Origin of the sequence: Agrobacterium sp. lyk4-40-TYG-31, assembly GCF_030209855.1 — a bacterium.
In the GTDB taxonomy this organism is placed as follows: domain Bacteria; phylum Pseudomonadota; class Alphaproteobacteria; order Rhizobiales; family Rhizobiaceae; genus Agrobacterium; species Agrobacterium vaccinii.
In genome coordinates this window covers 109,540-122,488 of the sequence record NZ_JARVRE010000012.1, presented here as the reverse complement: position 1 = coordinate 122,488, position 12,949 = coordinate 109,540, and the positions used below count along the sequence as shown (strand labels likewise).

The following is a 12,949-nucleotide window of genomic DNA, read 5'->3' as shown; positions in this document are numbered from 1 at the left end:
ACCTTCTATCGCCTTTTCAAAAGTGCAAACCTGACGTCGCCGAGATCGATTTTGTCGGTGAATGTCCAGTTTTTTTGCGTCAACACATCCACATACGTGCTGTTGGCGAGATCCGGCGGCAGCGTAATGCTGGCGGGGGCTGGGGGCCGCATGGAGAGGCGTGGCGCGATGGTGATGAGCGCGTCGTCTGGCGTGACGCGCGCAAAGCCGACATATTGCCCCGCCCCTTCGCCGCTGACCTCGAGTGGAACATATGTTCCCGCACCGAAGAGATCAGGCATCGCCTTGCGCATCGACAAGATCGTGGCGATCAGGCGTTGCTTGAGTTCCAGGCTCGGGTGTTGGTGCCCGCCCTGTTCACGCTGCTTTGCAAGAGCATCAAAATCCGGCAGGCGGCGGTTATCTGGATCGACAAGGCTGAGGTCGAGGCCTTCGCTGCCCTGATAGATGTCCGGTACGCCGGGGGCTGTCAGTTTGATCAGTGTCTGGGAGACGCCATTGGATAGACCGGCCTCGATGAAAGGATGTAGGGTCTGGGCAAAATCTTCCATAAACGCGCGGTTTTCAGGCGAAAGCAGCTTGCGAGCATAGCCGATGACGGCGTCCTCATAGGCCGCGTTGCTATCACCCCAATTCGTGCGCAGTTTTGCTTCACGTAGCGCCTTTTCGACATAGGCTGCGAAGCGCTCTTCGAGAGCCTTCAGCTCTTCAGCATTCTGGACATTGAACCCCAGAGGCCAAACACCAGCGAGTGCCTGGTAAAGCAGCCACTCCACGGATGGCTCTGGCGCGACGCCATCGTCCAGCACCTGCCGGTAAGACGCATTCATGCCTTGCCAACGTTTGAAGGCATCGGCCCAAAGATCAGGTGCCTCAGTGATGGCGTAGAGACGTGCGCGTGCGTCTTCGCCGCGTTTCGTGTCATGGGTGGATGTGGCGGAGAGCGCATCGGGTTGATGGATCAGGCGCTCGATCATGGCGGCGTGAAACTGCTCGATGGAGAACGATTGCTGAAGGGGTTCGGCACCCACTTCGTTCAGCGCCAGCGCCATGTTTTGCCGGTAAAACAGCGTATCTTCCACGGACTTCGCCATGAGCGGACCGGTGAGTTGCTGAAAGCGTGTTCTGAATTCAGCTGCGTCCTCTCCTCGACCATGACGAAGGATGTGTTGAAGGCTGGCAAGCGCATCGGCATCGGGCGCGTGAGCGCTGGAGTTTATGGCATCGACGACCTTGGTCAGGACATCGTCGCTCTCGCGCGGCAAACCATCGGCATGGCCATACGTGCGGTAGACCGGAAAAGAAACGACCAGTTCACGCAAGGCAGCGCGTAGATCGTTTTCGCTGGACTGTGCAACACTATTTTCGGTTTTCAGAATGCGTATCGCGAGTTTCAGCAAGCGGTTGAACTCGCCTGCGAAATTGATGTCTGCCATCAGCAGCTTGGCCTTCCGCAACTCGTCGGGCATGTCGATTGAGCGGCCTTCACAGTCTGCATAGGCGTCCTGCAATTGGGAGAGCTTGTCATTGTCCACGAAGACATTGCTGAGGGCTGATATGAATTCGTAGCCCGTGGTGCCTGAGACCGGCCAATCCAGCGGCAGTTGCTCATCGGGGCCGAGTATTTTTTCCACCGTGATGTAGCAGCCTGCACCGGCCTCCTGCCTCAACCGCTCCAGATAGGATTTCGGATCGGCCAGACCATCGACGTGGTCGACGCGCAGGCCATCCACCGAGCCATCGCGGACGAGTTCGAGGATAAGACGGTGCGTGTCATCAAAGATGGCGGGGTCTTCAACCTTCATGCCAACGAGGCCGGTGACCTCGAAAAACCGGCGGTAGGACAAGTCACGGCACGCGTCGCGCCACGACGTGAGGCGGTAGGGTTGGCGATCATGAAGAGCGGCAATCTCCTGTTTATCGGTCGTGCCGATAATATCGGCCTCTCGCCCGGCGTAGGTGGCGGGGTTCAGCGGATAATGTGCGCCGTGACAGCAGAGTGCAGATTTGCCGGTGGAGGGGTCTGCCTCGATCGTGACGTCTCCATCCTCAAGCACCTTCGCAAAATCATCACCCAGAAAGGGCAGCGTCAGGCGACGGGACCAGTCGATGTCGAAATGTCCGGCGTAGCGGCTGTCCGCGCCATGTTCGATGACATCCTTCCACCACGCATTTTCCAGCGAGGCTGCCATGTGGTTGGGTACGATGTCGATGATGACGCCAAGACCTTCGGCCTTTAATGTACGCACCAGCCCATCGAAACCTTCCCGACCGCCAATGGCCGGATCGATTTCATTGGTATCTGTCACGTCATAGCCATGGGTAGAGTCGCTGGTGGCGGTGAAGATAGGCGATGCGTAGAGGTGGCTGATGCCGAGTTTTTTCAGGTAGGGAATGATTGCAACCGCGCGATCAAATGTCATGCCATTGCGGAACTGAATGCGATAGGTCGATGTTGGGACTGTCATGCGGTGCTCCAGTGGGAGAGCAGCCCAAACTACACGCGCGAGAAGTAGTTCCGTCCGAGCTATGCAAAAAGCGACCGCGCATGAAAACCCGGCAACGAGGTTTACCGGGTCGGAGAATGCCGCACGACGTTGGACGAGTTAGACCGCTGCAACTGTCGTCATCGTGTCGCCCATATGGTTGGCGAGGAAGTGCTTGGCGCGGTTAACGCGGCTTTTCACGGTGCCAACGGAAATCTTGCAGGTTCTAGCGGCAGCGTCATAAGCCTGGCCATCCTCTACGACGAGATGAAAAACAACGCGGTAAATCGGCGGCATGGCGGCAAGGGCGCGATCGTATTCGATCTTTCTGATGGCCCACTCCTGCGGTGAAGGCGCTGCCTGAATAAGATGTTCAAGGTTGTTCGTACCAACCGTGATACGCTTGTTTTTCTGATAGGAGGTGTGGTGGGCGTTGCGCATGATGGTGAACATCCACGACTTCAGATTTGTGCCCGGAGTAAACGAGGGAAGCGCGCGGAGAGCTTTGAGAAGCGTTTCCTGAACGAGATCTTCGACATCGTTCTGGCTTCTGTAAAATCGCGATCCGAACCTGTGGAGCGCTGGGATGAGGGCAACGACTTCCTGCTGGATACTCAAGTCTGCTGACATGCTTAATCTCCCTTGCTAGTGGGGAATTAAGCCGTTGCAGACATCATCGTTCCGGCCCTCAGGGCGTGAGTACGTTAGCGTACGCTGATATCTAATATGCTTGATAATGGCGAAATTTCGAGTAAGTGAAGCGCCGTTTTTCAAGCGAGAGCATGGGGTTGCTCATCTTTTATGGGTCTGACGCTGGTCATCAAAATGAACCGTTTCTCTAAAGGGAACAGTTCCGGCGATTTCACCGTTTTCCATCGTAATTTCGAAGACGTCTCCATCAATAACCTCGCCCCGCCGCAAACGGTCGGCGAGAATTTCACGCGCAGCCTGAAAGGCTTCATCGTATGCTGCTTCCAGCGTTTCGAATTCCGCGCCTTCAGGGTCAAGGGCAAAGCCGTCGTGGCTGCGAACGTGGAAATAGTATCTCATTGCAATTCTCCGATGTGTCCTTCGAACCATCGGAGAATGCTAAAGTTTCATCACATTGACATGTGCGCAGGAAAAGTGAGGTTATTTTTCCAGCTTTCCTTCGCATGCATCCGCCACAGACTGCTAGAAAGGGCATCGCTTTGACCTGGACCAATAACGGCCTCCTTAAAAGACTTTCTGCCGAAGATACGGCGCTATTACGCCCAAGGCTTGAGCCCGTGACGTTGGCGCAGACGCAGACGCTGTTCGATAGCTACGAGCCGATCAGCCATGTCTATTTCTTTGAAAGCGGCCTGTCGTCCGAAGTCGTGGTCGCCAGCAAGTCCATCGAGGTCGGATGTATCGGGCACGAGGGATGTTCCGGCGTTCCCGTGCTGATGGGCGTCGATGCCAGTCCGCATAAGGCCTTTATGCAGGTGGGCGGAAAGGCGCTGCGCATTCCCTCGCCTGAACTGATGGCATTGATGGACGATAGCCGCACGCTCAGAACCCTGCTACAGAAATACGCTCATGTCTTCATGATCCAGATTGCGGCAACGGCTTTGGCCGACGGGCGCTATGATGTGGAGCAGCGTTTGGCACGCTGGCTGTTGATGTGCCAGGACCGTTTGGGCGACGAACTGCCGCTGACCCATGATTTTCTGGCTGTGATGTTGGGCGTGCGGCGCCCCAGCGTGACGGATGCCCTGCACAAGCTGGAAGGCAGTCGTGCCATCAAAGCCGAGCGCTCGCTGATTACCGTGCGAGACCGGACGCTGTTGCTGGAAACGGCAGGGGATTCCTATGGAATACCAGAGGCCGAACATCGTCGCCTTATTGGTCCGCAATCTGCTTAAGAGTATGGGAAAAATGCGTAACGCTGCCTCATCTCTGAGACAGCGTTACATTTCACGTCAGGAAAAAGCTTATTTACTCGTCGTGTCGTCGACGACATCGGTTTCCGGCCTGTCGCCGCCGCGCACGTGCTGGGATTGCCATTGGCCGTCTGCCAACTGGTAGGAAATATCGACTTCTTCTCCGCCGATCTGCTGACGCCGGGCGGCATCATTTGCGGCTCTCAGAGCTGAATCGTGGTCCGGGAAGGTTTCGGACCAAACATCGCCAAGCCGGTAAGCATAGCCGCCATCGTGTTCGCCAACGTGATACGTAACTGCCATCATAGTCTCCTGTTGCAAGCGTTTGAAAACGTTGCCAGGGGAGAGATGTTCCCGGTTGCGGTTTCGCTTGCGGGTTTAGGCGTTGTTGGAGACACGCTGGACGATGCCGGGAAATGCGCGATAGGCGAGCTCGATCAGCTTGCCGCGTCCGGGGTAATTGATCTCCCTGCCCGCAGCCAGCGCCTTCTCCACAGACTGCACAACAGCCTCTGGCGTCACCATCTGAGAGATGGAGGTGCGACCGTTCTTGAGGAAATCCGGGCCATCGGACGACACCTGCGAAATCAGCGGTGTATCGACCGCTGGCGGGCAGACAAGCTGGAAGCGAATGCCCTTGTTGCGGTTTTCGCTGATCAGCACGCGTGCATAGTGGTTGACCGCCGCCTTCGTCGCACCATAGGCCCCGAAGCGGTTGATGGGAACGATGCCAGCTGTGGAACCGTATATGATGACATCTCCGCGCGCGCGCGGCAGCATTCTGGACAGGAGAATGGTCGTGGTGTTGACCACACCGCCGTAGTTGATCTGCATGGCCTTGACTATCTTGCCCGGATCCATCTGTCCCAGTTCGCCGCCGGGCATGATGGCCGCGCAGACGATGAGGCAGTCGATTTCGCCGAGAGTTCGCTCGATGTCTTCAACCACAGCCTCTAGTGCCGCGTGATCCGTCACATCGCACCTGAAGGCGTTGATCCGCTGGTGTTCGCCGGAAACCTCCGCCAAACCCTCGTCATTCAAATCGATGATGGCGACGGTCTTTCCGTTTTTCGCTGCACGAAGTGCGTGTAACCGCCCGATGCCGCTTGCGCCGCCGGTAATCAGTGTTACGCCAGCCATGGTCAAAGCCTCACTTCCATTGGGGTATCATCGCGTTCTAGACAAAACGCATAGGGTCCCGGCATGCCTTTCAGGTCCATGATGCCGAGGACGCGGCGGTCATCGATGCGTGCGAAATGGTCGAAGATCGCCTTGCTGTCATAGACCATCGTTGCCGTGGAGCGACCGCGATACTCGATCATTCTCAGCCGCGCCTTGGGAGATTTGGTCTGCAAAACTGGCCTGAGAACGGCCATCGCCACGCCCAGCATCGGAGATCGCGGCAAAGGCGCCGACAGAGGCACGAGCATGGGGTCCACGGCGTAAAGCTGCTTTCCATCCCGCGAATGAAACAAAAGCGGGTGGACGGCTTCGGGAGTTTCGAACAGTTTGCCGTACCAGCCACTTGGCTCCAGCAATCCATCGAGACGATGACCTGTGCGGATTTCGAACCCTCGCCAGCGCCCTGTCATGAAGGCCATATCTGCGATGGGGAGGCTGTCGAAACATTCCAGTATCTGTGTTGGCTGGGCTGCACGTGTGGAAAGTATATTTTCTATCATGCTGATTTCACGAAGGTTTCGTCCTTAAGTTTTATATAAAATAAAATGTACTATCTGGTTGTTATATGGAGATAGCGCGTCGCTGACCGGTTTCAAGCCGGGCAAGATTAAAAAAGTGATTTCAAGGTATATTTTACGTCCCGTCTTAACCGAATACCGGACTGTGCGGTTGCGTTTTCTTCAGGCGTGCGGGGGCCTTTCCAGGTTTTCCGAAAAGGTAGCCCTGCGCCTGCGTACAGCCCTCATCCACCACCATGCGGTATTGGCTGTCGGTTTCAATGCCTTCCGCTGTAACTGGCAAGTCGAGGCTGCGACCAAGGCCAATGATCGCGCGGACGATGGTGTGGGCGTTTTCATCCTGCTTCATAGCGGCGATGAAGGAGCGGTCGATCTTGATCTTGTCGAACGGGAAGCTACGCAAGTTGCTGAGCGAGGAGTAACCCGTACCGAAGTCATCCATGACGATCGTCACACCCAGCCGCTTCAATTGTCGCATGGTGGAAAGCGTGATGGCGCGGTCTTTCAAAAGCGCCGCCTCCGTCATTTCCAGTTCCAGCCGCGAGGGCGCAAGCCCGGTTTTCTCCAGCGTCGCGCAGATCGTGTAGGCCAGATTGGCGAGCGAAAACTGCACGGGCGAGATGTTGACGGCAACCTTGATATGCGGCTCCCAGCGAACGGCAGCAGTGCAGGCCTCGTGCAAAATCCATTCCCCCAGCGCGATGATGATCCCGCTTTCCTCGGCAATGGGAATGAAGACATCCGGTTGCACCATGCCGCGCGTCGGATGCTGCCAGCGCACCAGCGCCTCGTAACCCGCGACTTCGCCATTTTCGACGGAATGAACGGGTTGATAGAGCAGTTCCAGCTCGTTGCGGCTGATGGCTTGACGCAGGTCCGACTCCAGCCGGCGGCGCTCTTTTGTTTCCTGATCCATGGCAAGATCGTAGAAGGCAATGATGCCGCGGCCGTTGATCTTGGCGCGGTAAAGCGCCAGATCGGCTGCGTGCATCAGCGTTTCGCTGTCATCGCCATTGGCGGGAAAGGCTGCGATGCCGATGGTAATGCCAACCGCTGTCGGATCGCTAACGCTGTTCATTTCCTGCCGGAAGGTTTCGAGAATCTGCTCGCCGAGATCGCGCGCCTCATCGCTGGTCGTGCCGAAAGCGGTGAGAATGACGAATTCATCGCCTCCCAACCGCGCGACGAGATCACCGGTCCGGGCCGATTGTTGTAGAATGCGGGAGACGTCTTTGAGAACGCGGTCACCTTCCGCATGACCGAAAAGATCGTTGACAGCTTTGAAGCGGTCGAGATCCAGCGCCAGCAGCGCGAACTGATCGCTGTTCTTAGCCACGGTGATGTGGTTGTTCAGCCGTTCCTGAAACATCGTGCGGTTGGCAAGCCCGGTCAGCATATCGTGGCGGGCGAGATATTCGACTTCTCGCTGCGCGCGACGTTTCTCGGTCAGATCACGCACCGCCATCACCTCACAGGGGCGACCGCGATATTCGATCGTGCGGACGGCCAACTCAAAGGTGCGCGACCTGTCGCCCCGGTTCGGCACGGCCTCAACGGCAGCGGCGCGGGAATGGTGGGCGGGCATTCCATCATCCGCATGCATGAGTTCCTCGGCATTGACGCCGATCAGCGAGGCTTCCGTGGCACCGAACAGACCAGCAAAGCGGCTGTTGACCTCGACGATGCGACCATCCTGAACCACGGCCAGACCATCGAGCGTGGCGCCGACGAGGCCTTTCAAGTCCACCAGATAGCGGTCGATCAATGCTGCGATGCCGGTTGCGGCAAGCACCAGGAATGTCACGCCGCTGATGGATGCCATCAGAAGTGCGCGATCCGTCCCATCTATGTGTGGGCCCGCGATGCTGGGGTCGGGAATGAGGATGGTCGAGGATATGCCGGTGAAATGCAGCGTTAGCACACCCAAAATGGCGGCGCAGGCCGACAGCGTCACACGCTTGTGGCCGCGCAAATGCCGGAAAAAGAAGAACGCCAGGCAAAACAGCGTTGCCGTGACAGCGGTGCCAACAAGAATGGGCGTCAAACGATATTCGATGGAAGCCGCGACCTGCATACCGGCCATGCCGATGAAGTGCATGGCCGCAACGGCGACAGTGATGGCAATGCCGGAGAGGACGACGGCGCCGGTTTTTTCCCAAAGGAATTGCAGGCTGAGCCAGAAGCCGAAAACGGCGACGATGGCAGACAGCGCCGTGAACGGAAAATCGAAACCGATGGGAACGCTGCCCTGATAGGCAAGCATGGCAATGAAATGCGTTGCCCAGACACTGAGACCGGATGCAAAGGCGGCCACAACGACCCAATAGGGCCTGCGCTTCAGGGGGCTCTCATCCGCTCGAAGAAGAAGGTGGTAGAAGGATAGCATTCCGAGAAGTGCAATCACGGCAGCCAGAACGACAATCCGTCGATCATGTTGTAACGCAACACATTCAAGTACGGCGAACACTGCGGAATACCCCCAAATAAAGTGCAACCATTATGCTTATTAGTACATTTAAATTTAGAAATTACTAATCCAAATTGTAGTGGATGGCCTAAACGCAAAGAAACTCGCTAAACGCGAGTTTCAATTTAGTGCAACTTATTTTCTGAAAGGTTTACTTCTCAGATTTCCGGGCAGCCACGTTCGTTTGCGAACGTAATGGTGTCGGAACCACGGCGTGTGTAGCCTTCGACAACGATGCGGCGCGGCGTTGCGCGAACGATCTGCGGATCACGAAGGCCGGAAGCGCGGGCTGCTGCACGGGCTTCGCGCTCGCTGCAACCACGCATTGGCGGGCCTCTACGGTCCATATCACGGTCGCGATCACGGATTACTGGACGCACGCCATCACGACCGATTCTCAATTCCATATCCTGCGCACTGGCAGTGCCTGTCATCGCAAAGCCCGAAACAGCCATAGTGACAGCGAGTCCAGCAATCTGAATAACCTTGAACATATTCCCTCCACGGTGCCTTACCGGCACACATCTATTTTCACGAAGTCATAACGCAGATGTGAGGGCCTTGTTCCCCTGCCGGTCACGGATAAGCGCCCGACCATGATGGCCGGGCTACGTTTTATGCAGCCACGTCTGCCGTGAAGGCGGACTGGATCAGCGTCTTGGTATAATCGGCTGTCGGATTGTTGAAGATCGCGTCGGTAGCGCCCTCCTCCATGATTTTCCCATCCTTCATGACAATGACGTAATCAGAGATCGCCTTGATGACTGAAAGGTCATGGCTGATGAAGATGTAGGACAGCCCATGCGTCTTTTGCAGCTCTCGCAGCAGATCGATGACCTGCCCCTGAACCGAACGGTCGAGCGCTGATGTCGGCTCATCGAGAACGACGACATCTGGCTTGAGAATGATCGCACGTGCGATGGCGATGCGTTGGCGCTGGCCACCGGAGAACTCGTGCGGATAGCGGTTGCGGGCAGCGGGATCGAGCCCGACTTCCGTCAGCGCCTCGATGGCGCGCGTGTCACGCTGCGCCCGGCTCAGTTCCGGTGCATGCACGAACAGGCCTTCGGTGATGATCTCTCCGACCGTCTGGCGCGGCGACAGCGAGCCGTAGGGGTCCTGAAACACCAGCTGAAGCTGACGACGCATGGGTCGCATGGCTTTTCTGCCGAGACTGGAAATATCCGTCTTGCCGAAGAACAAACGTCCGGTAGACGGCGTCAGCCGCAGAAGCGCACGACCCAGCGTGGATTTGCCCGAGCCGGATTCCCCGACGATACCAATCGTCTGGCCCTGGCGCAGATTGACATTGACGCCATCGACCGCGCGAAACGCGGTGGCTTTCGTGAACAGGCCACCCGGTATCTCGTAATCCACCGTCACGTTCTGGCCGGACAAAACCGTTGGCGCTTCCGGGCCGACAGGTGGCTTGTGACCGCTGGGCTCGGCATCCAGCAGCATTTTGGTGTAATCAGCCTGCGGACGCTCGAAGATGTCTTCCGTCGTTCCTGTCTCCACGATCTCACCGCGACGCATGACGGCAACGCGGTCGGCAAAGTGCCTGACGACGCCCAGATCGTGGGTGATTAGCACGATGGCCATGCCGAAACGCTGTTGCAGGGATTTCAGCAGATCGAGAATCTGGGCCTGAATGGTGACGTCGAGCGCGGTTGTCGGCTCGTCGGCAATCAAAAGGTCCGGCTCGTTGGCAAGCGCCATGGCAATCATCACGCGCTGGCGCTGGCCGCCGGAAAGCTCGTGCGGATAGCTGTCTATGCGCCTGCCCGGATCGGGAATGCCGACAAGCTGCATCAGTTCCAGAACCCGGGTTCTCGCCTCTGCCTTGGTGCATCCGCGGTGGTGAATGATGGGTTCGGCGATCTGCTTGCCGATCTTGTAGAGCGGATCCAGCGAGGTCATCGGTTCCTGAAAGATCATGGTGATCTTAGCGCCCCTGATGGCGTTCAGCTCATCGACCGGCAGTCCGATCAATTCACGTCCACGATATTTGGCTGAGCCCTGAACCTGGCCATTGGCGGCCAGCAGGCCCATGATGCCCATCATGGTCTGGCTTTTGCCGGAACCGGATTCCCCGACTACGGCCAGTGTTTCACCCGGCTTCACATCGAGATCGATGCCTTTCACGGCGCTCACGGCACCATCCGGCGTCGTGAAATCGACTTTAAGTCCACGCACGGAAAGAATGGTTTCAGATGTCGTATTCATATCAACGATCCTTGGGATCGAGCGCGTCACGCAACCCGTCACCCACAAAGTTCAAAGAAAACAGCGTCAGCACGAAGAATGTCGCCGGGAATATCAGCAGCCACGGGGCCGACTGCATATTGCTGGCACCTTCGGAAATCAGCGCGCCCCAGCTGGTCAAAGGTGCCTGAACACCGAGGCCTAGGAAGGACAGGAAGCTTTCCAGCAGGATGACCTTCGGCACCACGACGGTCACAAACACGACGACCGGACCGATGGTGTTGGGGATGATGTGACGGCGGATGATCTGCCAGTCCGTGAGGCCCAGCGCCTGTGCGGCCCCCACGAACTCGCGTCGCTTCAAAGCCAACGTCTGTCCACGCACGATACGCGCCATGTCCAGCCATTCCACCGCTCCGATGACGAGGAAGATGAGAATGAAACTTCGCCCAAAGAACACGACGAGCACGACGACGAGAAACACAAAGGGCAGCGAATAGAGGATTTCCACGAAACGCATCATCGCATTGTCGACACGCCCGCCAATGTAACCGGCTGTTGCGCCATAAACGACGCCGATGCCGAGCGAGACGAGGCTGGCGAGAACGCCGACCGCGATCGAGATCTGGCCGCCTAGCATGACGCGCACGAGAAGATCACGACCATTGCTATCGGTGCCGAAGAAGAAATATTCGCGGTTCACATCGCCTTCGATTTTCAGCGTGCGACCATCGTCTTCAGCAGCGACGACCTTGGTGTTTTCGAATTCGTTGGCACGATCGAAATAACGCGTCGTACGCGGATCGATCTGGCTGGCGGAGGTAACGGTTGCCGTAAATTTCTGGCCTTCAACCGCGAATTCCTTGAGATCGACGCGTGCGCGACCGGCAACACCTTCCATAACGCCCTGAAGACTATCTGCATCGGGCCGGGCATCAAGACTAGGCGCAACGGAAACGTAGGACGAAAACACCTGATCATAGGTGTGCGTGAGGAAATGCGGCCCCAGAAACGAGAATAGCGTGATCAAAACCAGCATGACCGAACCAGCCATGGCCGCTTTATTGCGGCGGAAGCGCATAGTCGCGAGCTGGAAGAGGCTTCGGCTTTTCACCGAAGGAGAAACGGCTGATGTGCCGGGGATATCAGTCATGTCTGACCCTCGGATCAAGAAGGCCGTACAGAATATCGACCACAAGATTGAAAACGATGACGAAGAGCGCGATGAGAACGACGGTTCCCATGACAAGCGTATAGTCACGATTGATGGCGCCAAGAACGAAATAGCGACCGACACCGGGAATGGTGAAAATCGTTTCGATGACGGCGGAGCCGGTTAGAAGTGCGGCAGCGCAGGGCGCGAGATACGATACGACCGGCAGCATTGCCGCGCGCATGGCGTGGACGATGACGACGGTCCGGCTTGGAAGTCCATAAGCTTTTGCCGTACGAATATGGTCCATGCGCAGGGCTTCGATCATCGAACCGCGCGTGAGGCGGGCAATGACGGCGAGCTGCGGCAAGGCGAGCGCAATCATCGGCAGCAACAGATAGCGCAGCGAACCGTCACCCCAGCTTCCGGCGGGCAGAAGACCCAGAAGAACGGCAAAGACTAGCGTCAGCACGGGTGCCACGACGAAGTTCGGAACTGTAACGCCGACTGTCGACACAGACATCAGAGAAAAGTCGAACAGGCTGTTCTGCCGCAATGCCGCAAACGTACCAGCCAAGACGCCGCCGATCAAAGCCAGCAGTAACGCGTAGAAACCAAGCTCAAGCGAATAGGGCAGACCCTTGCCAATCAGCTGGGCAACGGTGTTGTCTTTGTAAATGTAACTGGGGCCGAAGTCGCCGGTGACGGCATTTTTCATGTAGATCAGATACTGACGCCACAATGGTTCATCCAGATGATAGGTTCTCATCAGGTTTTCCATGGTCTGCGGTGGCAGCGGACGTTCAAGGTTGAACGGGCCGCCGGGTGCAAATCGCATCAGAAAAAAAGAAATCGTGACGACGATAAACAGCGTCGGCACGGCGCTCGCCAAACGGCGCAGGACAAAAGATATCATAATGTTTCAGGCTCCGGCATGGCACGGCGGCTTAGCATATCGCGACCTTATCATCGCGTTTACGCTTTCGCCCGTTCTTTCAGCATGTCGCGCAAAAGCCTAGAGCCGTTGCGCGACA

The 12,949-nt window shown here is 57.0% G+C and carries 12 protein-coding genes; 1 reads left to right on the top strand and 11 read right to left on the bottom strand.

What is annotated here, in order from left to right; all coding sequences use genetic code 11:
* Positions 1–5: 5 nt before the first annotated feature.
* The 3 genes from treY to QRN55_RS21040 all read right to left on the bottom strand — a co-directional run bounded on the left by treY (position 6) and on the right by QRN55_RS21040 (position 3,536).
* Positions 6–2,468, bottom strand: coding sequence for a malto-oligosyltrehalose synthase (gene treY / locus QRN55_RS21050; RefSeq protein WP_284778181.1), 2,463 nt, complete (start codon positions 2,466–2,468; stop codon positions 6–8).
* 138 nt (positions 2,469–2,606) lie between these two features.
* Positions 2,607–3,116: an RNA polymerase sigma factor gene (locus QRN55_RS21045; RefSeq protein ID WP_111841372.1), complete on the bottom strand. Its 510-nt coding sequence runs from the start codon at positions 3,114–3,116 to the stop codon at positions 2,607–2,609.
* Between the two features lie 162 nt (positions 3,117–3,278).
* The gene (locus tag QRN55_RS21040; protein ID WP_111841373.1) at positions 3,279–3,536 is read right to left on the bottom strand and encodes a DUF6894 family protein; all 258 of its coding nucleotides are present in this window, start codon (positions 3,534–3,536) and stop codon (positions 3,279–3,281) included.
* A 140-nt stretch (positions 3,537–3,676) separates the two neighbouring features.
* Between QRN55_RS21040 and QRN55_RS21035 the strand changes: the two genes are divergently transcribed.
* On the top strand, positions 3,677–4,372 hold the full coding sequence (locus QRN55_RS21035) for a Crp/Fnr family transcriptional regulator (protein WP_284778180.1): 696 nt from the start codon (positions 3,677–3,679) through the stop codon (positions 4,370–4,372).
* Between the two features lie 69 nt (positions 4,373–4,441).
* Here QRN55_RS21035 and QRN55_RS21030 read toward each other — a convergent pair whose 3' ends face one another.
* The 8 genes from QRN55_RS21030 to oppB form a co-directional block, all read right to left on the bottom strand.
* The gene (locus QRN55_RS21030; RefSeq protein WP_284778179.1) at positions 4,442–4,696 is read right to left on the bottom strand and encodes a hypothetical protein; all 255 of its coding nucleotides are present in this window, start codon (positions 4,694–4,696) and stop codon (positions 4,442–4,444) included.
* 72 nt (positions 4,697–4,768) lie between these two features.
* Positions 4,769–5,530 carry an SDR family NAD(P)-dependent oxidoreductase gene (locus QRN55_RS21025; RefSeq protein WP_284778178.1) on the bottom strand — a complete coding sequence of 254 codons (762 nt, stop codon included), beginning with the start codon at positions 5,528–5,530 and terminating at the stop codon, positions 4,769–4,771.
* 2 nt (positions 5,531–5,532) lie between these two features.
* Positions 5,533–6,072, bottom strand: coding sequence for a DUF4334 domain-containing protein (locus QRN55_RS21020; protein WP_284778177.1), 540 nt, complete (start codon positions 6,070–6,072; stop codon positions 5,533–5,535).
* A 145-nt stretch (positions 6,073–6,217) separates the two neighbouring features.
* Positions 6,218–8,557 carry a bifunctional diguanylate cyclase/phosphodiesterase gene (locus tag QRN55_RS21015; protein WP_284778176.1) on the bottom strand — a complete coding sequence of 780 codons (2,340 nt, stop codon included), beginning with the start codon at positions 8,555–8,557 and terminating at the stop codon, positions 6,218–6,220.
* Between the two features lie 158 nt (positions 8,558–8,715).
* Positions 8,716–9,051: a hypothetical protein gene (locus tag QRN55_RS21010; RefSeq protein WP_112501494.1), complete on the bottom strand. Its 336-nt coding sequence runs from the start codon at positions 9,049–9,051 to the stop codon at positions 8,716–8,718.
* A 121-nt stretch (positions 9,052–9,172) separates the two neighbouring features.
* Positions 9,173–10,783, bottom strand: coding sequence for an ABC transporter ATP-binding protein (locus QRN55_RS21005; protein WP_284778175.1), 1,611 nt, complete (start codon positions 10,781–10,783; stop codon positions 9,173–9,175).
* Between the two features lies 1 nt (position 10,784).
* Complete coding sequence (locus QRN55_RS21000) at positions 10,785–11,915, bottom strand: ABC transporter permease (RefSeq protein ID WP_284778174.1); 1,131 nt, start codon at positions 11,913–11,915, stop codon at positions 10,785–10,787.
* Positions 11,908–12,831 (bottom strand): oligopeptide ABC transporter permease OppB, encoded by a 924-nt coding sequence (gene oppB, locus QRN55_RS20995; protein WP_112501497.1) that lies wholly within the window; start codon positions 12,829–12,831, stop codon positions 11,908–11,910. The genes QRN55_RS21000 and oppB overlap by 8 nt, the downstream gene beginning before the upstream one ends.
* Between the last annotated feature and the right edge of the window lie 118 nt (positions 12,832–12,949).

What these genes read in the sequence shown, in the direction of transcription:
- treY (WP_284778181.1), bottom strand. Translation starts at nt 2,468, where the DNA reads ATGACAGTCCCAACATCGACCTATCGCATTCAGTTCCGCAATGGCATG.
- QRN55_RS21045 (WP_111841372.1), bottom strand. Translation starts at nt 3,116, where the DNA reads ATGTCAGCAGACTTGAGTATCCAGCAGGAAGTCGTTGCCCTCATCCCA.
- QRN55_RS21040 (WP_111841373.1), bottom strand. Translation starts at nt 3,536, where the DNA reads ATGAGATACTATTTCCACGTTCGCAGCCACGACGGCTTTGCCCTTGAC.
- QRN55_RS21030 (WP_284778179.1), bottom strand. Translation starts at nt 4,696, where the DNA reads ATGATGGCAGTTACGTATCACGTTGGCGAACACGATGGCGGCTATGCT.
- QRN55_RS21025 (WP_284778178.1), bottom strand. Translation starts at nt 5,530, where the DNA reads ATGGCTGGCGTAACACTGATTACCGGCGGCGCAAGCGGCATCGGGCGG.
- QRN55_RS21020 (WP_284778177.1), bottom strand. Translation starts at nt 6,072, where the DNA reads ATGATAGAAAATATACTTTCCACACGTGCAGCCCAGCCAACACAGATA.
- QRN55_RS21010 (WP_112501494.1), bottom strand. Translation starts at nt 9,051, where the DNA reads ATGTTCAAGGTTATTCAGATTGCTGGACTCGCTGTCACTATGGCTGTT.
- QRN55_RS21005 (WP_284778175.1), bottom strand. Translation starts at nt 10,783, where the DNA reads ATGAATACGACATCTGAAACCATTCTTTCCGTGCGTGGACTTAAAGTC.
- QRN55_RS21000 (WP_284778174.1), bottom strand. Translation starts at nt 11,915, where the DNA reads ATGACTGATATCCCCGGCACATCAGCCGTTTCTCCTTCGGTGAAAAGC.
- oppB (WP_112501497.1), bottom strand. Translation starts at nt 12,831, where the DNA reads ATGATATCTTTTGTCCTGCGCCGTTTGGCGAGCGCCGTGCCGACGCTG.